The sequence below is a fragment of the Bradyrhizobium sp. Kon69 genome (assembly GCF_055807515.1).
The window spans coordinates 95,270-120,347 of sequence record NZ_JBVVOS010000003.1 but is presented as its reverse complement, the minus strand read 5'-3'; the positions used below and the strand labels follow the sequence as shown (position 1 = coordinate 120,347).

General features: G+C 64.4%; 32 protein-coding genes. 14 read left to right on the top strand and 18 right to left on the bottom strand.

What is annotated here, in order from left to right:
- The first annotated feature begins 26 nt into the window (after positions 1 to 26).
- Positions 27 to 605, top strand: a complete 579-nt coding sequence (locus AC0L3U_RS04980; protein ID WP_473262590.1) for a 6,7-dimethyl-8-ribityllumazine synthase — start codon at positions 27 to 29, stop codon at positions 603 to 605.
- A 76-nt stretch (positions 606 to 681) separates the two neighbouring features.
- On the opposite strand, the gene AC0L3U_RS04975 is transcribed toward AC0L3U_RS04980, so the two are convergent.
- The 8 genes from AC0L3U_RS04975 to AC0L3U_RS04940 all read right to left on the bottom strand — a co-directional run bounded on the left by AC0L3U_RS04975 (position 682) and on the right by AC0L3U_RS04940 (position 8,368).
- Positions 682 to 1,716 carry a D-alanine--D-alanine ligase family protein gene (locus AC0L3U_RS04975; RefSeq protein WP_007614841.1) on the bottom strand — a complete coding sequence of 345 codons (1,035 nt, stop codon included), beginning with the start codon at positions 1,714 to 1,716 and terminating at the stop codon, positions 682 to 684.
- On the bottom strand, positions 1,713 to 2,741 hold the full coding sequence (locus AC0L3U_RS04970) for a putative zinc-binding metallopeptidase (RefSeq protein ID WP_473360907.1): 1,029 nt from the start codon (positions 2,739 to 2,741) through the stop codon (positions 1,713 to 1,715). The genes AC0L3U_RS04975 and AC0L3U_RS04970 overlap by 4 nt, the downstream gene beginning before the upstream one ends.
- Positions 2,742 to 2,998: 257 nt before the next feature.
- Positions 2,999 to 3,952 (bottom strand): ribose-phosphate pyrophosphokinase, encoded by a 954-nt coding sequence (locus tag AC0L3U_RS04965; RefSeq protein WP_007614838.1) that lies wholly within the window; start codon positions 3,950 to 3,952, stop codon positions 2,999 to 3,001.
- Between the two features lie 193 nt (positions 3,953 to 4,145).
- Positions 4,146 to 4,760, bottom strand: a complete 615-nt coding sequence (locus AC0L3U_RS04960) for a hypothetical protein (protein ID WP_473360906.1) — start codon at positions 4,758 to 4,760, stop codon at positions 4,146 to 4,148.
- A 112-nt stretch (positions 4,761 to 4,872) separates the two neighbouring features.
- Positions 4,873 to 5,640, bottom strand: a complete 768-nt coding sequence (pgeF, locus tag AC0L3U_RS04955) for a peptidoglycan editing factor PgeF (RefSeq protein ID WP_473360905.1) — start codon at positions 5,638 to 5,640, stop codon at positions 4,873 to 4,875.
- Positions 5,637 to 6,755 carry a class I SAM-dependent methyltransferase gene (locus tag AC0L3U_RS04950; protein WP_473360904.1) on the bottom strand — a complete coding sequence of 373 codons (1,119 nt, stop codon included), beginning with the start codon at positions 6,753 to 6,755 and terminating at the stop codon, positions 5,637 to 5,639. The genes pgeF and AC0L3U_RS04950 overlap by 4 nt, the downstream gene beginning before the upstream one ends.
- Before the next feature lie 21 nt (positions 6,756 to 6,776).
- Positions 6,777 to 7,622 (bottom strand): prolipoprotein diacylglyceryl transferase, encoded by an 846-nt coding sequence (lgt, locus tag AC0L3U_RS04945; RefSeq protein ID WP_473360903.1) that lies wholly within the window; start codon positions 7,620 to 7,622, stop codon positions 6,777 to 6,779.
- A gap of 14 nt (positions 7,623 to 7,636) precedes the next feature.
- Positions 7,637 to 8,368 carry a dienelactone hydrolase family protein gene (locus AC0L3U_RS04940; RefSeq protein WP_027520357.1) on the bottom strand — a complete coding sequence of 244 codons (732 nt, stop codon included), beginning with the start codon at positions 8,366 to 8,368 and terminating at the stop codon, positions 7,637 to 7,639.
- Positions 8,369 to 8,536: 168 nt separating this feature from the next.
- On the opposite strand from AC0L3U_RS04940, the gene AC0L3U_RS04935 reads away from it, so the two are divergent.
- The 4 genes from AC0L3U_RS04935 to ychF all read left to right on the top strand — a co-directional run bounded on the left by AC0L3U_RS04935 (position 8,537) and on the right by ychF (position 11,458).
- Positions 8,537 to 8,788 carry an accessory factor UbiK family protein gene (locus AC0L3U_RS04935; protein ID WP_007596812.1) on the top strand — a complete coding sequence of 84 codons (252 nt, stop codon included), beginning with the start codon at positions 8,537 to 8,539 and terminating at the stop codon, positions 8,786 to 8,788.
- A 183-nt stretch (positions 8,789 to 8,971) separates the two neighbouring features.
- A complete protein-coding gene (locus AC0L3U_RS04930) occupies positions 8,972 to 9,691 on the top strand; it encodes a 50S ribosomal protein L25/general stress protein Ctc (RefSeq protein ID WP_027565369.1) in 720 nt (239 codons plus the stop codon).
- Between the two features lie 58 nt (positions 9,692 to 9,749).
- Positions 9,750 to 10,355, top strand: coding sequence for an aminoacyl-tRNA hydrolase (gene pth, locus AC0L3U_RS04925; RefSeq protein ID WP_007614831.1), 606 nt, complete (start codon positions 9,750 to 9,752; stop codon positions 10,353 to 10,355).
- Between the two features lie 5 nt (positions 10,356 to 10,360).
- On the top strand, positions 10,361 to 11,458 hold the full coding sequence (ychF, locus tag AC0L3U_RS04920; protein ID WP_473360902.1) for a redox-regulated ATPase YchF: 1,098 nt from the start codon (positions 10,361 to 10,363) through the stop codon (positions 11,456 to 11,458).
- Positions 11,459 to 11,582: 124 nt separating this feature from the next.
- Here ychF and AC0L3U_RS04915 read toward each other — a convergent pair whose 3' ends face one another.
- A complete protein-coding gene (locus AC0L3U_RS04915) occupies positions 11,583 to 11,879 on the bottom strand; it encodes a DUF4282 domain-containing protein (RefSeq protein WP_007596805.1) in 297 nt (98 codons plus the stop codon).
- A gap of 178 nt (positions 11,880 to 12,057) precedes the next feature.
- On the opposite strand from AC0L3U_RS04915, the gene AC0L3U_RS04910 reads away from it, so the two are divergent.
- The 3 genes from AC0L3U_RS04910 (at position 12,058) to AC0L3U_RS04900 (ending at position 13,337) form a co-directional block, all read left to right on the top strand.
- On the top strand, positions 12,058 to 12,510 hold the full coding sequence (locus AC0L3U_RS04910; RefSeq protein ID WP_354208208.1) for a MaoC family dehydratase: 453 nt from the start codon (positions 12,058 to 12,060) through the stop codon (positions 12,508 to 12,510).
- Positions 12,510 to 12,992, top strand: a complete 483-nt coding sequence (locus AC0L3U_RS04905; RefSeq protein ID WP_027520354.1) for a MaoC family dehydratase — start codon at positions 12,510 to 12,512, stop codon at positions 12,990 to 12,992. The genes AC0L3U_RS04910 and AC0L3U_RS04905 overlap by 1 nt, the downstream gene beginning before the upstream one ends.
- A 198-nt stretch (positions 12,993 to 13,190) precedes the next feature.
- Positions 13,191 to 13,337, top strand: coding sequence for a hypothetical protein (locus AC0L3U_RS04900; RefSeq protein ID WP_007596790.1), 147 nt, complete (start codon positions 13,191 to 13,193; stop codon positions 13,335 to 13,337).
- Between the two features lie 41 nt (positions 13,338 to 13,378).
- On the opposite strand, the gene AC0L3U_RS04895 is transcribed toward AC0L3U_RS04900, so the two are convergent.
- From AC0L3U_RS04895 to AC0L3U_RS04875, 5 genes are all read right to left on the bottom strand, one after another.
- Positions 13,379 to 13,516, bottom strand: coding sequence for a hypothetical protein (locus AC0L3U_RS04895; protein ID WP_007614812.1), 138 nt, complete (start codon positions 13,514 to 13,516; stop codon positions 13,379 to 13,381).
- 301 nt (positions 13,517 to 13,817) lie between these two features.
- A complete protein-coding gene (locus AC0L3U_RS04890) occupies positions 13,818 to 14,240 on the bottom strand; it encodes a hypothetical protein (protein WP_007614810.1) in 423 nt (140 codons plus the stop codon).
- Between the two features lie 216 nt (positions 14,241 to 14,456).
- Positions 14,457 to 15,374 (bottom strand): hypothetical protein, encoded by a 918-nt coding sequence (locus AC0L3U_RS04885; RefSeq protein WP_473360901.1) that lies wholly within the window; start codon positions 15,372 to 15,374, stop codon positions 14,457 to 14,459.
- 215 nt (positions 15,375 to 15,589) lie between these two features.
- Complete coding sequence (locus AC0L3U_RS04880; protein WP_473360900.1) at positions 15,590 to 16,030, bottom strand: nuclear transport factor 2 family protein; 441 nt, start codon at positions 16,028 to 16,030, stop codon at positions 15,590 to 15,592.
- Positions 16,031 to 16,246: 216 nt separating this feature from the next.
- A complete protein-coding gene (locus AC0L3U_RS04875) occupies positions 16,247 to 16,699 on the bottom strand; it encodes a nuclear transport factor 2 family protein (protein ID WP_473360899.1) in 453 nt (150 codons plus the stop codon).
- A gap of 282 nt (positions 16,700 to 16,981) precedes the next feature.
- Between AC0L3U_RS04875 and AC0L3U_RS04870 the strand changes: the two genes are divergently transcribed.
- From AC0L3U_RS04870 to AC0L3U_RS04855, 4 genes are all read left to right on the top strand, one after another.
- Complete coding sequence (locus AC0L3U_RS04870) at positions 16,982 to 17,224, top strand: hypothetical protein (RefSeq protein WP_473360898.1); 243 nt, start codon at positions 16,982 to 16,984, stop codon at positions 17,222 to 17,224.
- 95 nt (positions 17,225 to 17,319) lie between these two features.
- Positions 17,320 to 17,499 carry a hypothetical protein gene (locus AC0L3U_RS04865; protein WP_473360897.1) on the top strand — a complete coding sequence of 60 codons (180 nt, stop codon included), beginning with the start codon at positions 17,320 to 17,322 and terminating at the stop codon, positions 17,497 to 17,499.
- A gap of 110 nt (positions 17,500 to 17,609) precedes the next feature.
- Positions 17,610 to 17,996, top strand: a complete 387-nt coding sequence (locus AC0L3U_RS04860) for a hypothetical protein (protein ID WP_473360896.1) — start codon at positions 17,610 to 17,612, stop codon at positions 17,994 to 17,996.
- Positions 17,997 to 18,003: 7 nt separating this feature from the next.
- Entirely contained in the window at positions 18,004 to 18,369 is a 366-nt protein-coding gene (locus tag AC0L3U_RS04855; RefSeq protein WP_473360895.1) for a hypothetical protein, read from the top strand.
- Positions 18,370 to 18,433: 64 nt separating this feature from the next.
- On the opposite strand, the gene uvrB is transcribed toward AC0L3U_RS04855, so the two are convergent.
- The gene (uvrB, locus tag AC0L3U_RS04850) at positions 18,434 to 21,412 is read right to left on the bottom strand and encodes an excinuclease ABC subunit UvrB (protein ID WP_473360894.1); all 2,979 of its coding nucleotides are present in this window, start codon (positions 21,410 to 21,412) and stop codon (positions 18,434 to 18,436) included.
- Between the two features lie 283 nt (positions 21,413 to 21,695).
- Here uvrB and AC0L3U_RS04845 point away from each other — a divergent pair, with 283 nt between their 5' ends.
- Positions 21,696 to 22,319: a hypothetical protein gene (locus tag AC0L3U_RS04845; RefSeq protein ID WP_473360893.1), complete on the top strand. Its 624-nt coding sequence runs from the start codon at positions 21,696 to 21,698 to the stop codon at positions 22,317 to 22,319.
- Between the two features lie 66 nt (positions 22,320 to 22,385).
- Entirely contained in the window at positions 22,386 to 23,315 is a 930-nt protein-coding gene (locus tag AC0L3U_RS04840; RefSeq protein ID WP_473360892.1) for a Nal1-like putative serine protease, read from the top strand.
- Positions 23,316 to 23,336: 21 nt separating this feature from the next.
- On the opposite strand, the gene AC0L3U_RS04835 is transcribed toward AC0L3U_RS04840, so the two are convergent.
- From AC0L3U_RS04835 to AC0L3U_RS04825, 3 genes are all read right to left on the bottom strand, one after another.
- Positions 23,337 to 23,567 carry a hypothetical protein gene (locus tag AC0L3U_RS04835; protein WP_473360891.1) on the bottom strand — a complete coding sequence of 77 codons (231 nt, stop codon included), beginning with the start codon at positions 23,565 to 23,567 and terminating at the stop codon, positions 23,337 to 23,339.
- A gap of 56 nt (positions 23,568 to 23,623) precedes the next feature.
- Positions 23,624 to 23,851, bottom strand: a complete 228-nt coding sequence (locus AC0L3U_RS04830) for a hypothetical protein (RefSeq protein WP_007614796.1) — start codon at positions 23,849 to 23,851, stop codon at positions 23,624 to 23,626.
- A gap of 122 nt (positions 23,852 to 23,973) precedes the next feature.
- Complete coding sequence (locus AC0L3U_RS04825) at positions 23,974 to 24,891, bottom strand: LysR substrate-binding domain-containing protein (RefSeq protein WP_473360890.1); 918 nt, start codon at positions 24,889 to 24,891, stop codon at positions 23,974 to 23,976.
- Positions 24,892 to 25,078 lie beyond the last annotated feature (187 nt).

Genomic DNA, 25,078 nt, shown 5'->3' with positions numbered 1-25,078 from the left:
ATTCTGGTCCTTAACTGAGGAAAGCCATGAATCAGATGTTGCAAGACCCCCAAGTCCAAACTTCCAAAGCCGAAACCTCCCAACCAACCCAGACGCCACCGCCGGTTCCGCAGGATCCGGTACCCGACCATCCGCGCTTTGCGAAACCGCAGCGGGTGGCCTTCGTGCAGGCCTGCTGGCACCGCGACGTGGTCGAGGAGGCCCGTATTGCCTTCGTCAAGGAGGCCGAAGCGCGCCACCTCAATCATGTCGACGTGTTCGAGGTGCCAGGCTCGTTCGAGATCCCGCTGCATGCGCAGATCCTCGCCAAGACACGGCGCTACACCGCGATCGTCGCGGCCGGCCTCGTCGTCGACGGCGGCATCTATCGTCATGAGTTCGTCGCCGACACCGTGATCAAGGCGTTGATGGACGTGCAGCTGCGTACCGAGGTGCCCGTGTTCTCCGCGGTGCTGACCCCGCAGCAATTCCACGAGACCGAGGTGCACTACGATTTCTTCCGCAGGCATTTTGCGATCAAGGGCGTCGAGGTTGCGGCCGCCTGTGCGGAGACATTGCTCGGGCTCGAGCGCCTGCGCGGCCAGGTCGCCGCGGGAATCGTCTAACCCAGCGCAACGACCATCCCTCATCCTGAGCGGCGCGAAGCGCGTCTCGAAGGATGAGGGGCGATCGCCGCCGTCATCACCCCAATGACACGCCCGCTTTGGCGCGGCTGATCCCGAGCGCCAGGATGCGCTGCAGGAGAGCCGGATATTTGAGCCCGGCATGTAGAGCGGCCGTGGCGAACTCCTGGCTCTTGGCGATCTCGGGATTGGGATTGGCTTCGATGAAATACGGCGTGCCGTCGGCGGTGAGACGAAAATCGATGCGCGCGTAGCCGTCGAGGCCAAGCACCCGGTAGATGCGTTTCGCGGCCCGCTGGATCCTGGCGGTCACTTCCGGCGCCAGATCCTTCGCAGGCCCGTCGACGATGCCGACCTTCTCCTGATAGTCGGTGTCGTGCTTGGCTTTCTCCGTGGCGATGTGCCGTGAGCTGCGGCCGCCCATGCTGCCGAACTTCAACTCCCAGACCGGCAGAACGCGTAGGCGGTTGTTGCCGAGCACGCCGACGTAAAGCTCTCGCCCCTCGATGAACTGCTCGGCGATGGCGGCGGATTCGACCCGCTCGTGGATGAAGGCGACCCGCTCGGCCAGCTTCTCGTCGGTATCGACGATCGAGGCTTGCGAGATGCCGAACGAGCCATCCATGTTCAGGCTTTTGACGATCAGCGGCAGCGCAAGGCGCGTCGGGCGTTTCACCTTGCGGCGCATCGGGAAGACGGCGAAGGCCGGCGCGGCGATCCGGCGGTGATGCACCAGCGTCTTGGACAGATCCTTGCCGCGGGCCAGGGTCAGGCCGCGCGGATTGCACCCGGTGTAAGGGACCTTCATCAGCTCGAGATAGCTCGCGATGTGCTGGTCGAAGGCGACGTTGTTGTGGAATTCCTCCAGCAGCGTGAAAACCACGTGCGGCTTGAACTCCTCGATCGCCTCGCGCACCGGCTTGATTTCCTCCTGCGCGCCTAGTGGGCGAACCTCATGACCGGCCGCGCGCAAGGTACTCACCACGTCGTATTCGGTTTTCCACGCGTTGATTTCCTGCGCGGTGTGCCCGTCGCTGGAGTCCGGCGGCACAAAGTCCGGATGCATGAGCACTAGAATGCGCAGACGTCTCATAGCGCGATCCATTTTCGTCGAGACGGGCCAAACATCGTGTGCATCGTCTTGGCGGTCACGAGGACGATGAAGTCGAGAACGAGCTTCTGTTCAGGGCCGACGGCACGCAGATCGAGCTCGCGACAACGAGAGATCATCTCGTCGAGCACGGCATCGAGCGTAAGCTGATTCTCGCCGGTCCATCGCGAGACCAATTGCCTGATCTGGGAGCGGTGGCGCCTGATCAGGGTCGAAGCCGGCTTTGAGCGGTGATGCCGTGGATCGGCTGAAAACAGCCGGGAGAGATCGCGGTCGTAGGTCTTGGGGGGCGTGAAGGCGTAGAACGCCTGCTTCTTCTTGTAGTGCTCTTCGAGCGTCTGGCTGAGCCGACCCAGCGGATCGACACGTTCCCGCGTCGCGATCGGCGGTCGCTTGCCCGCGATCTCGCCCATCAGCTCGTCGACATATTCGAGCTTCTTCAGCGCCGGCCAGCCAGCGTATCGAGTCCGCCAGTTCGAGCGCGGCCGCAGCCACACCGCAAAGGTTTCGGCGAAATCCTCGTCCGGATGGCTCTGCGCATACCACAGCCGCAGATGCTGGACATAGCGCCGGCTGGCCGGATTGGGCCGGTAGTAGCGCGGATAATGTTTCGACGACGGGCCGAACAGCTGCTGCCAGCGCCGGCGGCGCTGCAACTGGTAGCCGTGCTGTATGGCGTGGCCCGCTTCGTGACGGAGGATGGCCATGCATTCGCGCCAGGTCCCGCCCTCGACGTCGAACATCATCTTCTTCTCGAGCTTCATCAGGCGGGGATGAGCGAGATAGAACGGAATGGCGATGCCGGGAACGCCGCCTGGACTGAACCATTCGCTCGACATCCATGTGTGCGGCCGCAGCCGGATGCCGCGTTCCTCGAGCTCCTCGTAGAGCGTGCTGACGCAGTCCTCGAGCCAGGTGCCTTCGACCGTAACCCTCAGGCTGGAGAGGCGTTGCTTGAGCAACTCGTCATCCGACAGCTTCTCCCAGGCAAATTTCCGGCGTGGCATCGGGCATCCAGAGGGCAGAGATGACTCGGGATTCGGATGATGTCATGGGCGGTCGTTGGCAACAACCCGGGGGCTGCCTCGTAAGGGACGTAGACGCTCGCACTCCCTGTCCCCGCTTGCGGGGAGAGGGTGGGGTGAGGGGGAGTCTCCACGGGGACGGTGAGAGTTGGACTCGCGGAGAGTCCCCCTCACCCGGAATTCAAGCTTCGCTCGAATTCCGGCCTCTCCCCGCAAGCGGGGAGAGGCGAAGAAGAAAATCAGTCGAACAGGCTCGACACCGACTCTTCCGCGGCGGTGCGGGCGATCGCGTCGGAGATCAGGCTGGCGATCGGCAGCGTGCGGATGTTCGGCGCCTTGCTCACCGCATCCGTCGGCAGGATCGAGTCGGTGATCACCAGCTCCTTCAGCCTGGAGTTCGTGATGCGGGCCGCCGCGCCGCCGGAGAGCACGCCGTGGGTGATGTAGGCGTAGACGTCCTTGGCACCCTTGGCGATCAGCGCATCGGCGGCGTTCACGAGCGTGCCGCCGGAGTCCACGATGTCGTCGATCAGGATGCAGGTGTAGCCGGCGACGTCGCCGATCACGTTCATGACCTCGGATTCACCCGCCCTCTCGCGGCGCTTGTCGACGATCGCGAGCGGGGTGTTGATGCGCTTGGCGAGGCCGCGTGCGCGGGCCACGCCGCCCACGTCCGGCGAGATCACCATCGTCCTGGAGAGGTCGAACTTGTCCTTGATGTCGCGCACCATCAGCGGCGCCGCGTAGAGGTTGTCGGTCGGGATGTCGAAGAAGCCCTGGATCTGGCCGGCATGCAGGTCGAGCGTCATGACGCGGTCGACGCCGGCCTGCGTGATCAGATTGGCGACGAGTTTGGCCGAGATCGGCGTGCGCGAACCCGATTTGCGGTCCTGCCGGGCGTAGCCGAAATAGGGTAGCACCGCGGTGATGCGGCGCGCCGAGGAGCGGCGCAGTGCGTCGGTGATGATCAGCAATTCCATCAAATGGTCGTTCGCCGGGAACGAGGTCGACTGGATGACGAAGGCATCCGAGCCGCGCACGTTCTCCTGGATCTCGACGAAGATCTCCATGTCGGCGAAGCGCCGTACCACCGCCTTGGTCAGCGGCAGGTCGAGACCCTGCGCGATGGCCTGTGCGAGAGCCGGATTGGAGTTGCCGGCGACGAGCTTGATGGAGCCGTTCTTGGCCGACATGGACGCTTCCTCCCGCGCTTTGCTGGACACGATGTTCAACATCAAACAATACCCACTGGAAGCACGGTTACGACGGGCGAGGAAATATCAGGCCGGGGGCTGCAATGGCAACCCGGGACGCTACGTTTTCCCTGCGAAATCCCGAGTCCGGCCAACGGTTTGGCCGGAAGTTGGGGCCGTGGTTTCGCGGGGGTTATCGCTCGGCATAGCCCAGCGCCGAGGCCGGCATCTCGGCCGATGGAGCCTCCCGGATCACGCTCGCCACGGCCGGCCCGCGCAAGCCGGGAGCCGAGCCCGGCGCATCCGGCGTACCGTTGATCATGTTGGAAAGTCCGCTGAATCCGGCCTGGGCGATCTTCCGCAGCACGAGGTCGTCGGCAGCGCTCCAAGGGTCGCGGCCGCCCTTGGCCGCCGTCGGTTCCTCGCCGGAAAGGCGCAACGCCCGCTGCTGGTTGGCGTCGTAGACGTCCCAGACCCAGGCGATCACGGTCTTGCCGCGCACGATCTGAGCGGAGAGGTAGCTGCGCACGCGGTAGGCAGCCGTCCCCTCGCGCGAGACCACGGACAGGCTGCGCAGCTTGGATTCGGTGTCGAGCACGCCGACCATGCGGTCGAACACTTGCGGCGGCGGCCCGTCGATCGATTCGAACGCGACTGTCGCCCCGGAGCCGGCGCTCGGCGCCATCGCATAGGAGTTCGCGGCACCACCGCCACCGGCACAGCCGCCAAGCGCGGCCGCAGCCGTCAGCAGCATGACCGCCAGCACGCGCGAACCCGCGCGGCGCAAGATGAATGACGCGTCCCTCATTATGGAGGGCAGCGATATCGTTAAAACGCATTAACGTCTAGGGCGGGGGCGCCACAGCCCACTGTCATCGCGCGCAGGCATCGCCCCGGAATGACACGGGTTGCCCTTGTGTTCACGCTTCGAGCGCGATCGCGTGAACGTGGCGGCCGTAATCCGGCTCCTTGCGATGCACCGAGCGACGGTAGCTGAAGAAGCGTTCGTCGGCATAGGTGTCCAGACCGAGATCGTCGATCATCAGGATGCCCGCGGCTTCCAGACGCTTGCGGATGAAGCCGGCGAGGTCGAACATCGCGTGGCTTTCGCGCACCGACGGGATGAAGAACATGGCGTTGTCCGCATCCGCCTCGATGAAGCGCGCCACGAACTCGTTGCCGACTTCATAACTGTCCTGACGGATCAGCGGGCCGATCGCGGCGATGATGCGGCTCCGCGAGGCGCCGAGTTTTTCCATCGCTGAAATGGTTTGCTCCAGCACGCCGGTGAGCGCGCCCTTCCAGCCGGCATGCGCACCGCCGATCACGCCCGCATTGGGGTCGACGAACAGCACCGGTCCGCAATCGGCGGTAGAGACGCCGAGCGCGATGCCGGGCACGTTCGTCACCAGCGCATCGCCCTTCGGTCGCGGCCCGCTCGGCCACGGAGCGTCGGCCACGAGCACGTCGGGCGAATGGATCTGGTGCAGGCTGAGAAAGCGTTCCGGTGCGACGCCGACATGCTCGGCCATACGGCGGCGGTTCTCCGCGACAAGGGCCTGATCGTCATTGGAGCCGAGCCCGCCGTTCAGCGCGGAATAGATACCGCTCGAGACGCCGCCCTCGCGGGTGAAGAAGGCGTGGCGCAGGCCGGGCACCGCGGACAGCAGCGAGGAGGCAAGCGTCATGAACCGTCTCCGGCGCGTTCGAGATCGCTGAGGCCCGCAAGGCCCGTCAACCGCGGCTCGGAAATGCCGAGCACCTTGAACATCGAGCCCATGCCGCTGCGCCCGGTTTCGGTCAGGCGCTTGAGCGCGATCGAAATGTCGGTGGCGACGTCGGGCGCCGCCTTCTGCATCAAGGCGGCTGCACGGGTCTCGATGCCGACGCGCTTGAGGAAATCGCCCTGCGTCACCGGCCCGTGCACGCGGGCGCCCACGTCCTCCGCCCCGCGCGCGAGCGCCTGGAAGTCGACATGGGCCGTGACGTCGGCCTGACCCGGCGCCTTCAGGGGATCGGTGAAGGTGTGGCGCGCGATCGCCTGGAAGGTGTCGCCGGCATCGCTGCGCAGGTGGCCGTAATCGATGATCAGCGCCGCGCCGTCCTGGTCGCGCACGCGGCTGGCGAGCTTCATGATCTCCGCATCGGGCCGCCATTCGAACACGGCCCCGACGGGCGCGGCGCGTACCAGAGGCGGCAGCAGCACCTCGAAGCGCGGCGTCGGCTCGGCCGCCGCGCCGAATTGAAGTTTTCCGTTGGCGTCGACCTCGATCACGCGCTCGTGCCAGCCGTTCTCGTGACGGACCATCTGGTGGATCGGCAGCACGTCGAAATATTCGTTGGCGAGGATGATGCTCGGTCCCTCAGGCACGTCATAGATGCTGTCGTGCCAGGCGATGTTGCGCACGCCCGACAGCGTCGCATTCTGCCGCTCGCGCAGGACCGGATTGACCTCGACCATGTGGATGTGGAGTGCCTGGTAGAGCGGCGGCAGCACGCGGAGCGCACGTAGCGCATCGGCCATCATGGTGCCGCGACCGGGGCCGAGCTCGATCAGCCGCAGGAATTGCGGCGAGCCCATCTGCTTCCACACCGACGCGGTCCACAGGCCCAACAGCTCGCCGAACATCTGGCTGACCTCGGGCGCGGTGGTGAAGTCGCCTTCTCGTCCCAACGGATCGCGCGAGACGTAATAGCCATAGCGCGGATGCATCAGGCACAGTTCCATGTACCGCCAGACCGGCATGGGGCCTGAGGATTTGATCAGCGCCTTGATCTCGTCGAGTAACGGCTGGTCGGTCACGGTCTATCTTCTCAAAAGGAATTAACGAATAGCCCCTACGGGCTTCGGCGCACCGCGCCTCACTGCCAATACAATAAGTATGAGGCCGACAATAAGCATCGGGATCGACAACAGCATGCCCATGGTTAATCCGCCCCAGAGGAAGCCGAGCTGGACGTCCGGTTCGCGGAAATGCTCGCCGGCGATCCGGCTCAGACCATAGATCAGGATGAAGGCGCCGAGGATCATGCCGGGCCGTTTCAGGGCACCAAATCGGATCATGATCGCGAGCACAGTGAACAGCAAAATGCCCTCCATGCCGGCCTCGTAGAGCTGGCTCGGATGGCGCGGCAGCTGGGTGGGATCATTGGGGAAGATCATCGCCCAGGGCAGCTCCGGGTCGGTGGCGCGGCCCCACAATTCGCCATTAATGAAATTGGCGATGCGGCCGAGCAGCAATCCGACCGGGGCGACGGCGGTGGTGATGTCGCCGAGCGACAGGATCGAAATGCGGTTGCGATAGGCGAACCACATCACCGCGACGACGCAGCCGAGGAAGCCGCCGTGGAAGGACATGCCGCCTTCCCACAGCCTGAAGATCGCGGCGGGATGGTCGATGAAGAAGGGCAGATTGTAGAACAGCACATAGCCGGTGCGGCCGCCGAGGATGATGCCGAGCGTGACCCACAGGATGAAGTCGTCGATCTGCAGCAGCGACATCGGCGCCGGACCGCCCCACAGCCGCTCCTTCTTCAGGAGCGAGCGCGCATAGAGCCAGCCGAACACGATGCCGCAGATATAGGCCAGCGCATACCAGCGGATCGCGAACGGACCGATCTCGATCGCGATCGGCTTGAAGGCGGGAAAGTCGATGAGCAGAAAGGGCATCGCGTCTTCTATATCTAGACGAGATTGCGGCGATAGAGCGCCAGCAGACGCTCCCAATGCCGCTCGGCGGCGTCGCGGTCGTAGACCGGACGCTTGGGGAAGGCGAAGCCGTGATGGGTGCCGGGATAGATCTCGACTTCGGCTTTGGCGCCGCTCATGCCCTGCTTCACCTTCTCGATGATCTCGGCCGGTGCGTAGATGTCTGTCTCGGCGCAGGCGAAGTAGAGCTCGGCCTTGGTCTTGGCTGCCGCGAGATGCGGGCTGTCGTCCTGGTCGGTTGCGAGCTGGGTGCCGTAGACCGAGGCGGCGGCCTTGACGCGATCGGGAAAATGCGTGGCGGCATTGACGGCGTAGCGGCCGCTCATGCAGTAGCCGACAGTGCCGATCAATTTGGTGTTCGCGGCCGCCTGGCCCTCGGCATAGGTGAGCAACGCGCGCGTGTCGTCCATGATCATGGGGATCGTGAGCGATCCCATCAGCGCGAACATGCGCTTGCGTTCCGGGGCGTTCGGATCGGCCGGCAGCGCGCCGAGCTCCATCACGCCGGAGCGGTAATAGAGGTTCGGCAGCATCACGTAATAGCCCGACGTCGCGAGCCGGCGCGCCATGTCGCGCAGCTCCTCGCGGATCGCCGGCGCATCCATGTAGAACAGGATGACCGGAAACGGCCCGCCGCGTTCGGGATGGCTGATGAAGGTTGCGGTGTGACCGTCCTTGGTGGGGATCGCGATCTGCTGGTCGATCATCTCGAGCGCCTTTTGTGATTCTTCTTATGCAGGGACGTTGAATACGATTGCAAGGAAACCGGGGCATGACAAGGATACCGCCGATCGGCCCTTGAACCGGCCCAAACGGATTGCCATTGTCTTCCCGCGCGTCGCGCAGAGTTCATCGAAAGCCGCCAGGAGACCGACATGACCCAAACCAACAACCGGTTTTTCGACGAGATCGGCCGCCTGATGAACGACGCCGCCGGTGCCGCGCAGGGCGTCAAGCGCGAGTTCGACACGGTGATGCGCACCCAGGCCGAAAAATTCCTGCGCGACATGGACCTGGTCAAGCGCGAGGAGTTCGAGGCGGTCAAGGATATGGCGCGCCTGGCGCGAGAGGAGAACGAGGCTCTGAAGGCGCGCATCGCGGCGCTGGAGGCCAAGCTGGGCGGCTAACTCCGCAGGGTCCATCCGGGCGATCCGGTTCCGCCCGGCAGCCCATTCTCCTTGTCATTTCCGCGTCTTCCGGGTAAAAGCCCGCCACGTCCGCAGCCCCCGCACCCCTGGAGGCTTGCTGCGGCGTATGCCATGGGCCGCGTTGCGGCCCATTAACTTTTGCAAAAACAAGGACTTAACGTTATGGCGACCGTCAAGGAATTGAAGGCGACCGCACGTCCGAAGAGCGGCAAGGGGGCCGCCCGGGCTGAGCGTCGCGCCGGGAGAGTGCCCGGAGTGATCTACGGCAACAACCAGCCCCCGCTGACCATCTCGGTTGACGATCGCGAACTGCGCTCGCGCATCCTCGCCGGCCGGTTCCTGACCACGCTGGTCGACATCGACCTCGAAGGCAACAAGCACCGCGTGATTCCGCGCGACTACCACCTCGATCCGGTCAAGGATTTCCCGATCCACGTCGACTTCATGCGGCTCGGCGAAGGCGCCACCATCCGCATCAGCGTTCCCTTGCACGTGGTGAAGGCTGAAGGTTCGCCCGGCGTGAAGCGCGGCGGCGCCGTGAACATCGTTGCGCATGCGATCGAGCTCGAGTGCGGCGTGGAGAACATCCCGCAGTTCATCGAGGCCGACGTCGGTTCGCTCGAAATCGGCCACTCGCTGCATCTCTCCGACATCAAGCTGCCGGCCGGCGTGAAGGCGCTGACCGCCGAGGACGCGACCCTCGTCACCATCGTGCCGCCGTCCGGCTACGCCGAAGAGCAGAAGGCCGCGGCTGCTGCTCCGGCTGCGGGTGCTGCTGCTCCGGCGGCTGGTGCCGCTCCGGCTGCGGGTGCTGCTGCTCCGGCAGCGGCTGCCAAGGCCCCCGCTGCCAAGGCTCCCGCCGGCGGCGACAAGAAGAAGTAATCTCTCAAAGCTGGCGCGCGGTCCCTGACCGCGCGCCGAGCGAGGGGCGCGCCGCGTCATGCGACTGTTTGTTGGGCTCGGCAATCCCGGCCCGAAATTCGCACGTAACCGGCACAATGTCGGCTTCATGGCCGTCGATGAGATCGCACGGCGTCATGGTTTCGCGCCTTGGCGCCGCAGGTTTCAGGGCGAGACCTCGGAAGGCACGCTCGGCACCGAGCGCGTGATCCTGCTCAAGCCGATGACCTACATGAACGAGTCCGGCCGCAGCGTTCAGGAAGCGGCAAGCTTCTTCAAGATCGCACCGGGCGACGTCACTGTATTCCATGACGAACTCGAACTGCCGCCGGGCAAGGTGCGGGTGAAGATCGGCGGCGGCATCGCCGGCCACAATGGCCTGCGCTCGATCTCCGCCCATATCGGCAACGAGTACCGCCGGGTGCGGCTCGGCATCGGTCATCCCGGCGTCAAGGAATTGGTGCACGGCCATGTGCTGTCGGACTTCGCCAAAGCCGACAACGACTGGGTGGCGACGCTCTGCGACGCGGTGGCCGAGCACGCGGCATTGGTTGCCAAAGGCACCGACGCGACCTTCGCCAACAGGGTGCACCTCGCCATGCAGGCGAAGGGATTTTTGACCAAGGACGACAACGGCAAGGAATAACGCTCGTGGGATTTAAATGCGGGATCGTCGGATTGCCCAATGTCGGCAAATCGACCTTGTTCAACGCGCTGACCGAGACGGCCGCGGCGCAGGCGGCGAACTATCCGTTCTGCACGATCGAGCCGAATGTCGGCGAGGTCGCGGTGCCGGATCCGCGGCTCGACAAGCTCGCAGCGATCGCCAAGTCGGGCCAGATCATCCCGACCCGGCTGACCTTCGTGGACATCGCCGGCCTCGTGCGCGGCGCGTCCAAGGGTGAAGGCCTCGGCAACCAGTTCCTCGCCAACATCCGCGAGGTCGACGCCATCGCGCATGTCGTGCGCTGCTTCGAGGATTCCGACATCACCCATGTCGAGGGCAAGATCGCCCCGCTCGCCGACATCGAGACCATCGAGACCGAGCTGATGCTCGCCGATCTCGACAGCCTCGAAAAGCGCGTCGACAATCTGTCCAAGAAGGCCAAGGGCAACGACAAGGACGCCAAGGAGCAGCTCGACCTCGTCAATCGTACCCTGGTGCTGCTGCGCGAGGGCAAGCCAGCGCGCCTCGTCGAGCGCAAGGCGGAGGAGGAGCGTGCCTTCGGGATGCTCGGCCTGCTGTCGTCCAAGCCCGTGCTCTACGTCTGCAACGTCGAGGAAGGCTCGGCCGCGACTGGCAATTCGTTCTCGAAGGCGGTGCAGGACCAGGCTGCCAAGGAAGGCGCCATTGCCGTCGTCATCTCGGCAAAAATCGAATCCGAGATCGCCACCATTTCGCGTGACGAACGCGCCGACTTCCTGGAGACGCTGGGTCTCGAAGAGGCCGGCCTCGATCGCCTGATCCGCGCCGGCTACACGCTGCTCGACCTCATCACCTATTTCACGGTGGGCCCGAAGGAAGCGCGCGCCTGGACCATCTATCGCGGCACCAAGGCGCCGGGCGCTGCCGGTGTGATCCACACCGACTTCGAAAAGGGTTTTATCCGCGCCGAGACCATTGCGTATGAAGACTACGTCACGCTGGGCGGCGAAGCCGGCGCCCGCGATGCCGGCAAGCTCCGCCTCGAAGGCAAGGAATACGTCGTCGCCGACGGCGACGTGATGCATTTCAGGTTCAACACGTAAGATTCTGGCTGCGCTCTCGTAGGGTGGGCAAAGGCGCATCGCGCCGTGCCCACCATCTATCCAGTGTCGCGATGAAGAGGTGGGCACGCTTCGCTTTGCCCACCCTACGCCGCCGGTGCTTGCCTCACCGTACCCCGCCGCCCTGATCCCTGATCGCGCCGAGATGCTCGTTGATGCGGAAGATGATCAGGATCAGCTCCGCGATGATGCGCGAGAACACGATCCCGACGACGACGCTCGCGATCGACGACAGCAGCATCAGGAAGCCGCCGAACGGGCTGATCGCCATCATCGCGAGGCCGGAGAAGATGCCGGAGAGGCCGAACAGGCAGATCAGCGCAATCACCAGCCAGTAGAAGGTCTTGATGATCGTCGGCGTGATGAAGCGGTCCCATTGAAACAGGTCGCTGAATGAAAACATTGCTCTCCCCAGGGCAATTCGGATGTTGTCGGACCTTGCAAATGGATCGTGGCCCCTGATCGATCCGACTCAAGACCGACGCCGGTGCGCCGAATGTAGCACGAGCCATGCGGGCCGGCGGGTTGAGATTGCCGCAAAGTGCGGCCACAATCTGTCATTCCCTCAAACCTTTCCCAAGATGACCCTGACCTTCGAAGATTTCCCGCCCGGCCGGTTCGGAACATTCGGCCCGCGCCATGTCACGCGCGACGAGATCGTGGCCTTTGCCGCCGAGTTCGATCCGCAGCCGATGCACCTCGACGAGGAGGCCGCCGGCAAAAGCATGCTGCGCGGCCTGTCCGGCTCGGGCTGGCATCTCTGTTCGCTGATGATGCGGATGATGGCCGACGGTTTCATTACCCGCGCCGCTTCGCTGGGGTCTCCCGGCGTCGATGAAGTGCGCTGGCTGTCGCCGCTCAGACCCGGCGACGACCTCATGCTCGACGTCGACGTCGTGGAGGCCCGCACCTCGAAGAGCCGGCCGGAGCTCGGCATCGTCAAGTTCAAATGCACCGTGCGTAACGCGGCGGGGCAGGCGCTGTGCGAGATGACGTCGCCGATCCTGATCAAGCGGCGCGAGGGGGCGGTCTGATGCCATTTTTCGAGGAGATCGAGATCGGGCATCGCCGCGAGATCGGCGCCTATACGTTCACGGCGGAGTCGATCAAGACATTCGCCGCAAAGTTCGATCCGCAGCGTTTTCACCTCGACGAGGAGGAGGGCAAGAACTCGCTGTTTGGCGGGCTCGCGGCCTCGGGCTGGCATGTCGGCTCAGCCTGCATGAGCCTGCTTGTCGCCGACGGCCAGCGTCTGGCGCGGGAAGCCGCCTCGCGCGGCGAGGAGGTCGCGGTGTGGGGTCCGTCGCCGGGCTTTCGCGATTTGCGCTGGATCAGGCCGGTGCTCGCCGGCGACATCGTCACCTACGTCAACGTCGTCATCGACAAGCGCAGCTCCGCCTCGCGACCCGGCTGGGGCATCCTGACCGCGCGCACCACCGGCACCAACCAGCGGGGCGAGGACGTCTACGCCATCACCGCCAGTGCTTTCGTGCCGATGCGTGCGAACGGCGGTTAGATTCGTTCCAGGATGAACGGCAAAAACAGCGCGCGAGTGTTGCCCCCGCGCTATGGACGCGATTCCGGGTGGCTGCCATAAGCCTGCGCAACATGGTTTTCCCGCGAAGCAGTTCGCGGAACCATCGAGTTGCTAACCAATTATGAACCTGTCGCTGTCTATTTGAACGAACTGGGCAGAGTACAGGGGACGAGGACCATGGCAGACCGCGGCGCACTCAAGCTGGTCGGATTCATCTTTGCTACCGCGACGCTGGCCGTGATGCTGGTCGCCGGCATGGTGGTGAAGGGCTATGCCGATGGGGCCTACACCCTGGAAGCCTCGACCGTGGAAGCCGCCCGGTAAGATTTCGTTAACTCCGCGGGGCCGCAACGCGGCCTCCGCCCTCAGCGGCTATAGACGAACGCCAAGATCGCGATCGCAACCGCCAGCAATCCGACAAAACGCAACATGATCGTGCCGAACTGGTTCGGCGCGGGCCGCAGCGGTATCGGGTCGGTGGTGTCGGGCCGAATGCTTTCCATGACATGTCCCCAGGCCCGGCCGCGATGGCAAGAGCGCTTGGCGTTAGTCGGCGGGCGTGGGTCGAGGGTTCAAAGGCGAGGGCCTTCACCTCGCCCCGCTTGCGGGGAGAGGTCGGATCGCACAGCGATCCGGGTGAGGGGGACTCTCCGCGAGTCCATCTGTCACCGAATTTTCTGAAGCAGCCCCTCACCCCAACCCTCTCCCCGTAAGAACGGGGCGAGGGAGAGCACACATCCCACAGAATCAAAACCGCCGCGCCCCTTTCGGAACGCGGCGGTTGGTGATGCGTGATGTCAGCGATCAGCTGTTGCGCAGGCCGTCGGCAGCGCGCTTCCACTGCGAGACGTTGTCGGCGATCATGCGGGTCGACTTCATCGCGGCCTGGCTGAGCTGGGCGTAGCCGGAGATCTCGCGCTGGACGCGCTGGCCTTCGGCGTGGAGCAGGTCGCGCAGGCTCTCGAGCTCGGAGATCAAGTTCTCGATCTCGGCGAGGGAGGTGCCGGCGACGCGCTGGATCAGCGAGTTGACGTTGGTGACGGTGGCCTCCGCGCTCGGATCAAGCGGCGGCGCGTCCGTGGCGGTCGCTGCCGGTCGGCGCAGATAGGCGATGTCGTTGCGGACGAAGTCACGGATGCCGGCTTCGACTTCCGTCACTGCGGCGAGGTTGGTGTCGATGGTCTCGGTCTCGGTGCCTTCGGTCTTTTCCGGACGCATGGCGTTCATCGTTGTTCCCCTGTTCGCGTTGAGCGCAGCGCGAGTGTCCCCCGCACGACGACGTCAGTCTGGGACTAGGGCGTCGGATTTTGGCCGCAACTTGGCCGAGGTGCGGCAAGGGCGGTCCATTCGGGGGCTTTGCCGTGGCGTATGGTTACGGAAGTCTGAATGCGCCCGCGGAGAAGAACCTATCTCCTCATGGTGAGGAGAAAGATCAGCGCCCAGCTACCAGCTCTTCTTGAAACCCGCCGTCAGGCTCTTGTTGATGGCCCCTTGCGAGGTTTCGCCGACCGAGCCGGAGACGGTGACGTTGTCGAAGAGCTTTTGCTCGGCGCCGACCTTACGCAGCCATTTGTCGTCGGTGGTCGACAGCGACTGGCCCGCGGTGATGCTGGTGCCGGTATCGGTGAGGGTGACCTTGGCCGATTGGTCGGTCTCGTAATTGCGCGTGATGTGACCGCCGACGCCGGGAAGCGCCGTGGTGCCCTGCTGGTTGACGCTGTAGCCGTTCTGCAGCGTCAGCGACGTGTCGCCCGACAGCGGCACCGACTTGATCAGCGACGCCCCGAGCTTGCTCTGCTCGGCGCCGGGATCGACGCGGGCCTCGACCGCGGTCTTGTCCCAGATCGCACCTGCGCCCGGCGCGGTCGCGGCCGCCCAGGCGCTGCCGGACGACTGAGGTACGCTGCCGCCATTGGTGGCTTTCTGCGCCAGCAGCTCCGACATCGTCCGCGGCTCGCTCGTCACCGTCATGTCGGCGCCGATGCGGGCGTCCCAGAATGAGGATACCGACTGCTTCACAGTCACCGCCGAGGAACCGTTGGCATTGGCGTTCGTCGCCCAGTTCAGCCCGTCCTTGGCGGCGGCCTGCGCGCGCTTCTTGGCGGCGATGATGTCGTTGAGCGTGCCGGCGTCGATCGCGAGCTGGCCCCAGTCGAGCTTGTCGACGTCGATGCCGCTCAGCACGTCGGGGTCGTTGACGTCGGGGGCTTCCGCCGTCTCGGCCTCGTCGTCGGGCGCTGCGGCCGGGCCGGGGGAGAAGGGCGGAATGATCTGCGCCGACACCGTCAGCACCGAGCCCAAGATGAAAGCGGCCGCCAGCATCGGCAGCCTGGTCCAGCCAAACCCTGTCGCGAATTCCATCGTCCTGCCCGTCAGCCCAGTTCCCGCCGAGGATGCGGAACCATCGTTGCGAAATTGTGGCGGTTCCATCGAACGCGAACCAACGGGCCGCGCGAAAGGCGCGCGCCCGATGGCGAGCTTCTCCACGATTGCATCCGGCGGGGCTGGAGGCCAGGCGCGCGTCGCGGGGAGCATCAGCCATCGGTCCCGAACTGCGGGGCCCGTTGGTGTTCCGTTCAGCCGACGCCGGTCATCTTCGGCAGATGAATGGCGCGACCGAGTGCCTGCTCGACCAGATCGAACGTATCGATCAGCACGCGCATGCTGGTGAGCTTGCCCGCCTTGAATTGCGCGAACTGTGCCACCCGCAAGCTGATCGGCTTGCTGGAATCCAGCGCGGTCAGCGAATAGCGCAGCATCGAGGCGGCGGAATCGACGCCGAGCATGATGCTCTCGCGGTCGAAGCGGCGGACCTGAAAATTGTCGGCGAACTGGCGGATGACGTCGAGCACGGCGTCCTTGCCCTGGCGCGCGCCGAGGAACGGAAACATGTCGATCGGCCCGTAGAGCGCCCACTCGACGTCCTCGTCGATCAGGGCCTCGATGTCCTCGAAATGCCGGTCGTTGATCGCACGGTGCAATGCGCGCGAGAAACGCCAGAGGCTGTGCTCTGTCATCTTGGGCAGTCCTGAAGCTGGCTTGCGAAAAAACGAAAAACAACCCCAAGCGCACAGGATAGGTGCCGCGGGGTCGCTCAACTCATTTGTATACGAACAAAATACGCCAATTCGGCCAAAACGCAATTCACGTTTTCGCAATGCACAATTGATCCCGGCGTGTGAGATTTACAATAGAACCCCGTATTTTCCCGGTCCGAGCGGATTCGGAAAGAGCTAGCCGCCGTCCGCCCGCTCGCCCACGATCAGCGGGCCGATCTCACGTTCCAGCACCTGCTGCACCAAGTCGTAGGAATCGATGATCTCGCGGATCTGCGCCACCTGGCCGTTGCGGAAAGTGTAGAATATGGCCATGTCGACCTGAATGATGCGGTCGTTGCTGCGCTTCCGGAAGAACACGCGCAGATAGGCCGCGACCGTGTCGCCTTCGGCGACGATCTGCGGCACCTCGTAGCGGATCTCGGCGTATCGCTCCTGCACGGTGCGCCAGAATTCGCCGAGCTCCTTCTTGCCGTGGCAGGGGCCCATGTGGGGCAGCACGTCGATCGGCGCGTGGGTGAGGAAGTCTACGTCGTCGGTGCAGCACGACAGCGCCGCCTCCAGATCGCTGCGCGAGATCGCGTCGAGCAGATGCAGCACGCGCTGGCGATTGAGCTTCTCGACCGTCATTCCGCCCGTCCTCATTGGCCGTGTGGAGCTTGCGCAAAGCTAACGCGCGGCCTCGGATACCGGCAATCCGCAAAACCACAGGGGATATTGCAGATCATATGACGCGCAAGCGCAATGCCAGGTTCATGGCTGCAATTGAGGGTTGAGTGACCGTGCGACTGCACGAATTCGCATGGCGTTCGGCTGCATGGACTCGGAGCGCGCGAGCGCGGCAGCGGACGCGGAACCGGGACGGGCCCGTACCCGTTGAGGGTACGACACCGCATCCGGAGACATCGATCCATGAAATCCCTCGCCGCCATCGCCGCCGTACTTCTCATCTGTGGCGCGACTTCCGCCGCCAACGCCAAAGGCTGCATCAAGGGCGCCGTCGTCGGCGGTGTCGCCGGCCACTATGCCGGCCATCACGGCGTCCTCGGCGCCGCCGCGGGCTGCCTCTACGGCCGCCACCATGCCAAGGAGCAGCAAGAGCAGGAGAGGCAGCGGCAACAGCAGAGCCAGATGAACGGGCAGGGCAAGCTGTAACGGCACGAAAACTGTGCTCCCGCCGTCTTCTATCCGGCATGCTTCGATGGTAAATTCCATTCGCGAACGCTGGGGTTGAACCAGGCGAGGGAACGATGGACGTCGGGAAGTCCTTGTGGGGTTTAGTCCTCGCAATCCTGTTCCTGTATTTCCTCGTCGCTTTCCTGGGGAAGGCTTCCCGTTCTGCGGGCGTCAAGTACAATTGGGTCGGCGTCTTGCTGTCGTTCTCGACGATCGGCCTCGCCATCTATCTCGTTTTCTTTCGGCAGCTTTGAGCCGGCCCGGCTGCCTCACGTCCCGGGCTCTCGGCCGGGCGTGAGCCAGCTCACATCACGCGCCTGCCCCTGTGGCTATCGTCCTGCCCATGTCATCAGGGAGACGTGCCATGGCCGCCATCGCCAGAGTCAGAAAGTCCAGCCTGCACAACGCGCTCGAAGGCCTCGCGCTGACCGCGACGCTGCAGAGCTTCCCGACCTTCGCCGCCGCGGCCTTCCTGCTCAAGCTCGTCGGCAATCACGACCTGGTCGGCGATCCCGGCGTCGCCATCTTCGTCGCCATCGCCTCGCTCGCCCATGCGCTGCTCGCGGTGACCTTCGGGCCGAGCTTCCCGGCATTCTTCAAGACCGTGTACGAACCAAAATTCTTCGAGGCCCATCTGTCGCTCGCCGAAAAAATCACGGCATGGCGCACCCAGCCGGTCGCCTCGCTGCAACTGATGACGATCGTGCTGCTGCTGTCGGTGATGGCCGTGGTGACGGCGAGCGTGGGGTGATCGCATCATGCCCTTCATGACCGCGTCGAAATCCGGCCCGTTCAACTGGCTCGAAGGCTTTGCGCTCACCGCGATCCTGCAGGGATTTCCGATCTTCGCCGCGGCGTCGCTGATGGTGAAGCTCCTGGGCAACCATCACGGCGGCAATCCCATGCTCACCATCACGATGGCGACGATCTTCTACAGCTTTCTCTCCATCTGGGCGGGATCGACATTCCCGAGATTTGCAAAGAACGCCTACGAACCGCTGTTCTTCGACGCCAGCCTGCCCTTCTCCGAAAAGATCGCCCGCTGGCGCGCCAAGCCCGCGACGTCGACGCAATTGGTGGCCTCAGTGCTGCTGCTGTCGCTGCTGGCGGCAAGCGTGGGGTGAGCTCGCGTTCTCATCATTATTGCCGCGATGAACAACCATGGGCGGCGCCGGCGCTCTGCGCCCCCTACCTCTTCTTCCACCCACCTCTATGCCCCGGCGCGCCTCCGCTCGACCGCGGCGATGGGCCGAACTCCGGGCCCGACTGCCTGGAATCCGTCGGCTGGATGATGCGGCTTTCGCCGCCGAATGGTTTTGACGGCAACGCGCGGTCCCCCCGATACGGCAGCGACTCCGGGCCGTGCATCTCGTCGAGATGCGGCTTGTGCACCTTCGAGCCGCTGCCGCCGCCGCTCGCCTTCAGCGCGGAGCTCACCGTCTTCTTCTTCATCGCGCTGACCGGCAAATTAGCGGCGTCGCCGTATTTCTTCGCACCCGCATAGGCGCCCGCCTTGCCCTGCACCGTGCGCTGCTTGACGGTGGGATCGTCGACCACCGCGAGCTCGGTGGCGCGCAGGCGCTTGACCTCGTCGCGCAGGCGCGCGGCTTCCTCGAAGTTCAGATCGGCGGCGGCCTCACGCATTCTCGTTTCGAGATCGCCGAGGACGGCTTCGAAATTGTGGCCGATCGAGATGACGTCGTCGGTCATATCATGGCCGCCGATCTCGACCAGCACATGATCGCGCTCGTAGACGCTGTTCATGATGTCGCCGATCGACTTCTTGATGCTCTCCGGCGTGATGCCATGCGCCGTGTTGTACTCGACCTGCTTCTCGCGGCGGCGGTCGGTTTCGGCGATCGCGCGCTCCATCGAGCCCGTCATCTGGTCGGCATAGAGGATCACCTTGCCGTCGACGTTGCGCGCCGCGCGCCCGATGGTCTGGATCAGCGAGGTCTCGCTGCGCAAGAAGCCTTCCTTGTCGGCGTCGAGGATCGCGACCAGCGCGCATTCGGGAATGTCGAGGCCTTCGCGCAGCAAATTGATGCCGACCAGCGCGTCGAAGGCGCCGAGGCGCAGATCCCGGATGATCTCGATGCGTTCGATGGTGTCGATATCGCTGTGCATGTAGCGGACGCGAATGCCCTGCTCATGCAGATATTCGGTGAGATCCTCCGCCATGCGCTTGGTCAGCACCGTGATCAGCGAGCGATAGCCGGCTTGGGCCGTGGCGCGGACCTCGCCGACGAGATCGTCGACCTGGGTGCGGGCTGGGCGGATGTTCACGGGAGGATCAATCAGGCCGGTGGGGCGGATCACCTGCTCGACGAACACGCCGCCGCTCTCGTTGATCTCCCAGGCGCTGGGCGTCGCGGAGACCGCGACCGTCTGCGGCCGCATCATGTCCCATTCCTCGAAGCGCAGCGGGCGGTTGTCCATGCAGGAGGGCAGCCGGAAACCATATTCGGCGAGCGTCGCCTTGCGGCGGAAGTCGCCGCGGAACATGCCGCCGATCTGGGGCACCGTGACGTGGCTCTCGTCGGCGAACACCAGCGCGTTGTCGGGCACGTATTCGAACAGCGTCGGCGGCGGCTCGCCGGGCAGGCGCCCGGTGAGATAGCGCGAATAGTTTTCGATGCCGGCGCAGCTTCCGGTCGCCTCCATCATCTCGAGGTCGAAGGTGGTGCGCTGCTCCAGCCGCTGTGCTTCCAGCAGGCGCCCCTGATCGTGGAGCTGGTCGAGCCGCATCTTCAGTTCGGCTTTGATCGACTTGATGGCCTGCACCAGCGTCGGGCGCGGCGTCACGTAGTGCGAGTTGGCGTAGATCTTGATGAATTCGAGCTCGTCCTGCTTGTGGCCGGTGAGCGGGTCGAACTCCTCGATGGTCTCGACGGTGTCGCCGAACAGGTTCACGCGCCAGGCGCGGTCTTCATAGTGCGCCGGGAAGATGTCGATGACATCGCCGCGCACGCGAAATGTGCCGCGGGTAAAATCGGCCTGGGTGCGCTTGTACTGCAGCGCGACGAGGTCGGCGATCAGCTGGCGCTGGTCGATGCGCTCGCCCTTCTTCAGGGCAAAGGTCATCGCGGTGTAGGTTTCGACCGAGCCGATACCGTAGATGCAGGACACCGAGGCGACGATGATGACGTCGTCGCGTTCGAGCAGCGCGCGCGTCGCCGAGTGGCGCATGCGGTCGATCTGCTCGTTGATCGAGGAGTCCTTTTCTATGTAGGTGTCGGTGCGAGGGACATACGCTTCCGGCTGGTAGTAATCGTAATAGCTGACGAAATATTCGACCGCGTTGTCCGGGAAGAAGCTCTTGAACTCGCCATAGAGCTGGGCGGCGAGCGTCTTGTTCGGCGCCAGGATGATGGCGGGGCGCTGCGTGGCCTCGATCACCTTGGCCATCGTGTAGGTCTTGCCGGAGCCGGTGACGCCGAGCAGCACCTGCGAGCGGTCGTTGCGATTGATGCCCTCGACCAGCTCGGCGATCGCGGTCGGCTGGTCGCCACGCGGCTCGTAATGCGATTTGATCTCGAAGCGCACGCCGCCTTCGGACTTTTCGGGACGCGGCGGCCGATGCGGGGTCCACACCCTGGTGGAGCCGTCGTCCTTGCGGAACTCCGGCCGTCCCTCGCGGATCAGCGATTCCAGCGCGTCGGCGGTCGCCTTGACGCCGAGCGCCTCCATCTTGCTGCGCGGCGGGCGCGCCAGGGCTTCGGCATCGTCCTCTTCCGTGGGAAGGCCGAGCTGCCGCGCCAGCTCCGGATCGAGCGTCGGGATCGTGGCCGCGGTTCCGTAATTGGCCTGCGGTGCCTCGCCAAAGCCCGCGTCGCGGGCGCCGGGCGGCTGCGGATTGGGCCGCAGCGGCATCGGCCTCGTATTGTCCTGCGGAAACTCCTTCGGCGTCGAAGCGCGCGCGCGATGCGCCGCGGCCTCGCCTCCGGAGCGGCGGTCGCGCGAATTGTCCGGCGGCGGCTGCAGGCCGGTGCCGGATCCGAGCCCGGCATCGCCGCGATTGATCGCGGGATTGAGCAACTCGGCCAGCGCCGGCCCGATCGGCTGCACGTCGGGGCGCGACGCCTTGGAATTCGGCGCTTTCGCGCTCGGAGCCTTGGTCTTGGGGGATTTGCCGGATTTTTCGGAGGATGCAGGTTTCTTCGCCATGCGTCGAATATGGGGCGAGTCCGGCTCTCAATAAAGAGCGAATGCCCTTCCCGGATCAGACTGCTGACAGCAGGTTGGCAGCAGCCGAACGGTCCCGCGCTGGCAGCGGAGGCGCGATCCGCAGAACGCCTTGGGCGTGCACATGCGACGTTCGGTTATGGTCCGGTTGCTTCAATTTTAGATTGCCAAATGGAACTGCAAAACCTAGGCTTAGTTCCGGGGGCGACTTTGGGACTTCTACACTTCTGATCGGTGATTTTGCCGCAAAAAGACTTTTCGTGAATTGAACCCCCTGTCGGCCGCGCGAGACGGCCGGCATGTTGCGTTTTTTGGGGGTAGTCAAATGCGTATTTTATTGGTCATTGCGATTTGTTTGTCCGTGATCGCGTGCTCAAGTTACGAGACCACGTATATGGGCACGGATGAAGCCGGGCACCTCACGACGAAAACAATTGCGGGTGTGCCGATCGTCATTACCGTGCCGCAAAAGCTCGGCTTCATGGCGACGAAGAGTTGCTATCGGGTCGAGACGTCGAGGATGGTCGACAACAAGCCCGTTATCGTCGCAACGGATTCCACCGAGTTCAGCGTGGACAAGACTCCAATCCCTCTCGGGGAAAGCAAGCTTGTCAATCTTGATATCAAGCGGCCGGCCTATGGCACCGCCAAGACGACGATGAAGATGAACGGCCAATATCCGAGCGAGCTGACGTCGGATGTGGACGACAAGACCCTTGGCCGCGCGCTCGACACCCTAGACAAATTCCTCGAGAAGCAGGGAGACGCAACCGGAGGCGGCGTTTCCAAGACGCTGATCGGGCAGGAGACCTACATGGTTATCTACGACCCCGTGACCATGCGGATCACGCAGGATCGTCTTTCGAGCCGCGCCAAGGGCTGTGCTTGACCGATGACACCGGCTGCGCTTGTCAGGACGTTCGAGCGATTCAAGGCGACGTCGGGAATCGTTGGGGTGGCGTTCGGGCCGAAGGAAGTGGCAGGAAAAACACTCAATAATCCCTTGTCCGTGAGCTTCTTCGTCAAGAAGAAGCTCGCACGCAAAGGTGCGCGCCGAACCCTGGCCGACGGGCGCATGCGCCTGCCGAAGCTGATCGAATTCCAGGGTGACAAGGTAGCCACCGACGTCGTGGTCGTCGGTGGCCATTCGGAAGGAGATGTCGGCGATCCAGCTCCGGAGGTGCAGGTGAATCGCGCCGGGGGCAGGGTCTCGAACCTCCAGCTCACCGGGACCATCGGCTGCCTGGTGCGACGGCGGGACGGATCAGGTCTCTCGCTGCTGACCAACCGGCACATTGCGCTGGATCCCGGAACGGTACTCGCCATTCCCGATTTCCAGACTGGCGATGCGGTTGCGGGAACGACCTCGAAGAGCGTCGGCTTCGTTGCCGACGAAACCTTCCTTCCCGTGTTCAACGAGCCGCAATCCTACATCGATGTCGACTGCGCCCTCGTCGACATTCCGCAGGCGATCCAGGATCGCTTCAGTCCGGATATTCCCAACCTCGGCGTCCCCACGGGAATGTTCCAGCCGGCGATGTCGAGCACGAAGGCGTACGTCAACTCTCTGATGGGCCTCGAGGTCTCGTCGTTCTCCTGGAAATCGGGGCTGCGGACGGGGACGATCTCTCACGTCTATTATGTCTACCAGCAATCGTCGACGGGCATGCAGAGGGTGGCCAACTTCACCGTGAAGAGCTCGGACGGCAACACGCCCGGCCTACCCGGCGATTCCGGCAAGCTCTGGCTGACGCAAACCGGCGGGCAGAATCTGTGCGTGGGCATCCACAGCGGCGTCGTGGCCGACGATCCGCAGAGCAGCCGGTTCGCGATGGCGACCGAATTTGCGTCGTTGGCCAGGTTCATGAACTTCGACTTGGCGTAACAACGTCGGATAGCGCGACCCTTACGCCGCCGGCGACGGCCCCTCGTCGTCCCCGGCCGCCTGATGCGGCTCGAGGATGTCGAGATGGATGCCGCCGCAATCGGTGCAGCGCATGGCCCAATACTCGCATCCGGCACGGCCGCCGATCACGCGGAGCACGGCGAGATCGCCGTCGCATTCCGGGCAGCTGGACAGCACGTTGCGGGTGTAAATCTTCGGCCGCGACGTGTCTTCGAATTCGATGACTGACATGACCGGTTTCCCCTTTGACCCTGCGCCGTTCCTTGGTCGCCTGCAGTCCCGCTCGCCTATTCGTCGTCGCTGTCGTCGGCCCGCCGGCGGAAGCGATCGATGTGATGCTTGGCATGGGCAATCGCGGCATCGGGATCGGGCCAGGCGAAGCCGACTTCCATGGCCGGAAACAGCACGCCGTCGATGGCAACCGGGCTGAAATCGGCACGCCTGATACGGGCGTGCCAAAGCCCCTTGCCAGCTTCGAAGGATTCGATGTCAAAGCCGTCGTAGAGGGTCGTCATTGCAGTCCCCAAATTTTTGTTCGAGCGCCTTGTTGGAGGGTCAGGGGACCACGTTTGCGGCTTTCAGAATGTGAAGCCGTTCACAAGCGGCGGCCTTTTTTGTCCAAAGGCCGATTGCAACGTCAGGTCCGCGCGCTGGTGCGGCCGGTCCGCCGGACGGGACGGGCGGCAGGTTCCGACGCCGCGCGCATGATCCAGCGGCGGAACGCGGCAAAGTCGCGCTGCTCGGTCTGGAAGCTGCGATAGAGCAGGTACCAGCGCATGCCCTTGGGCACCGAGAGATCGAATGGCGCCACAAGCCGGCCGGCGGCGAGATCGTCGTCGATATAGGGCCGGATTCCCATGGCGATGCCGAGCCCGTCGGCGGCAGCCTGAAGCGCCTGGCCGTAGAACTGGAACTCCGGCCCCCGCGCGTTGATGCGCGCGAGGTTCGCGGCCTTGAGCCAAATCGGCCAGTCCTCGGGCGAATGCGCGACGCGGATCAGGCTCGGTCCCCTGAGATCGGCCGGGCGCTTTAGCGAGGACGCGAGGCGGGGCACGCAGACCGGTGTGAGATCGCCGGCGAACAGCGGCTCGGCCACCAGCCCGGGCCAGTCGCCGGTGCCGAGCTGGATGCCGCAGCTCCAGTCCTCGCCGAACGGCACCGACGCGCCGCCGGTGGTGAAGCGCACCTCGATGTCGGGCTCCTCGTTGCGAAACTCCGACAGGCGCGGGATCAGCCAGCGCATCGCGAAGGTGTGGCCGATGCCGATGGTGAGCACGCGGACGCTCGAGGGCGCCGTCACCTGGGCGGTGAGGCTTGCGAGCGCATCGAAGATCGGGGTCAGCCCGCTCTGATAGGCGCGGCCCGCCTGCGTAAGCAGCAGCTTGTTGGCCTTGCGCTCGAACAGCGCGACGCCGAGCCGTTCCTCCAGGATGTGCACCATGCGGCTGACCGCCGCCGCCGACACGCTCAGCTCGAGTCCGGCCGCGGCAAAGCTGCCGGCCCGCGCCGCGGCCTCGAATGCCTTGATGCCGTTGAGAAACAGCAAGCGCCGCAAATGACCGACCCTCAGGAAAGCTGACGCCAGGCCAAGATAACTCAGTTTGCGTAGGCGGGGCAAGCGGGGCAGAAATATCGGCGTAATCCAGGCTGATTTGCTGAAGCGGAGGCGGTGCCCTTCGCCTCTCCCCGCTTGCGGGGAGAGGTCGGAATCCAAGCACAGCTTGGATTCCGGGTGAGGGGGA

Bases quoted from the DNA above. Each gene is read 5' to 3' on its own strand.
- pgeF (WP_473360905.1), bottom strand. From the start codon at position 5,640: ATGACGCTTGCCTCCTCGCTGCTGTCCGCGGTGCCCGGCCTGCGCCAC.
- AC0L3U_RS04935 (WP_007596812.1), top strand. From the start codon at position 8,537: ATGACCCAAACCAACAACCGGTTTTTCGACGAGATCGGCCGCCTGATG.
- AC0L3U_RS04975 (WP_007614841.1), bottom strand. From the start codon at position 1,716: ATGAGACGTCTGCGCATTCTAGTGCTCATGCATCCGGACTTTGTGCCG.
- AC0L3U_RS04930 (WP_027565369.1), top strand. From the start codon at position 8,972: ATGGCGACCGTCAAGGAATTGAAGGCGACCGCACGTCCGAAGAGCGGC.
- AC0L3U_RS04880 (WP_473360900.1), bottom strand. From the start codon at position 16,030: ATGACAGAGCACAGCCTCTGGCGTTTCTCGCGCGCATTGCACCGTGCG.
- AC0L3U_RS04940 (WP_027520357.1), bottom strand. From the start codon at position 8,368: ATGATCGACCAGCAGATCGCGATCCCCACCAAGGACGGTCACACCGCA.
- AC0L3U_RS04960 (WP_473360906.1), bottom strand. From the start codon at position 4,760: ATGAGGGACGCGTCATTCATCTTGCGCCGCGCGGGTTCGCGCGTGCTG.
- AC0L3U_RS04905 (WP_027520354.1), top strand. From the start codon at position 12,510: ATGCCATTTTTCGAGGAGATCGAGATCGGGCATCGCCGCGAGATCGGC.
- AC0L3U_RS04830 (WP_007614796.1), bottom strand. From the start codon at position 23,851: ATGACGACCCTCTACGACGGCTTTGACATCGAATCCTTCGAAGCTGGC.
- AC0L3U_RS04980 (WP_473262590.1), top strand. From the start codon at position 27: ATGAATCAGATGTTGCAAGACCCCCAAGTCCAAACTTCCAAAGCCGAA.
- AC0L3U_RS04835 (WP_473360891.1), bottom strand. From the start codon at position 23,567: ATGTCAGTCATCGAATTCGAAGACACGTCGCGGCCGAAGATTTACACC.
- AC0L3U_RS04875 (WP_473360899.1), bottom strand. From the start codon at position 16,699: ATGACGGTCGAGAAGCTCAATCGCCAGCGCGTGCTGCATCTGCTCGAC.
- AC0L3U_RS04895 (WP_007614812.1), bottom strand. From the start codon at position 13,516: ATGGAAAGCATTCGGCCCGACACCACCGACCCGATACCGCTGCGGCCC.
- AC0L3U_RS04860 (WP_473360896.1), top strand. From the start codon at position 17,610: ATGGCCGCCATCGCCAGAGTCAGAAAGTCCAGCCTGCACAACGCGCTC.
- AC0L3U_RS04865 (WP_473360897.1), top strand. From the start codon at position 17,320: ATGGACGTCGGGAAGTCCTTGTGGGGTTTAGTCCTCGCAATCCTGTTC.
- AC0L3U_RS04970 (WP_473360907.1), bottom strand. From the start codon at position 2,741: ATGCCACGCCGGAAATTTGCCTGGGAGAAGCTGTCGGATGACGAGTTG.
- AC0L3U_RS04900 (WP_007596790.1), top strand. From the start codon at position 13,191: ATGGCAGACCGCGGCGCACTCAAGCTGGTCGGATTCATCTTTGCTACC.
- AC0L3U_RS04855 (WP_473360895.1), top strand. From the start codon at position 18,004: ATGCCCTTCATGACCGCGTCGAAATCCGGCCCGTTCAACTGGCTCGAA.
- AC0L3U_RS04885 (WP_473360901.1), bottom strand. From the start codon at position 15,374: ATGGAATTCGCGACAGGGTTTGGCTGGACCAGGCTGCCGATGCTGGCG.
- uvrB (WP_473360894.1), bottom strand. From the start codon at position 21,412: ATGGCGAAGAAACCTGCATCCTCCGAAAAATCCGGCAAATCCCCCAAG.
- AC0L3U_RS04965 (WP_007614838.1), bottom strand. From the start codon at position 3,952: ATGTCGGCCAAGAACGGCTCCATCAAGCTCGTCGCCGGCAACTCCAAT.
- AC0L3U_RS04910 (WP_354208208.1), top strand. From the start codon at position 12,058: ATGACCCTGACCTTCGAAGATTTCCCGCCCGGCCGGTTCGGAACATTC.
- pth (WP_007614831.1), top strand. From the start codon at position 9,750: ATGCGACTGTTTGTTGGGCTCGGCAATCCCGGCCCGAAATTCGCACGT.
- AC0L3U_RS04915 (WP_007596805.1), bottom strand. From the start codon at position 11,879: ATGTTTTCATTCAGCGACCTGTTTCAATGGGACCGCTTCATCACGCCG.
- AC0L3U_RS04870 (WP_473360898.1), top strand. From the start codon at position 16,982: ATGAAATCCCTCGCCGCCATCGCCGCCGTACTTCTCATCTGTGGCGCG.
- lgt (WP_473360903.1), bottom strand. From the start codon at position 7,622: ATGCCCTTTCTGCTCATCGACTTTCCCGCCTTCAAGCCGATCGCGATC.
- AC0L3U_RS04890 (WP_007614810.1), bottom strand. From the start codon at position 14,240: ATGAACGCCATGCGTCCGGAAAAGACCGAAGGCACCGAGACCGAGACC.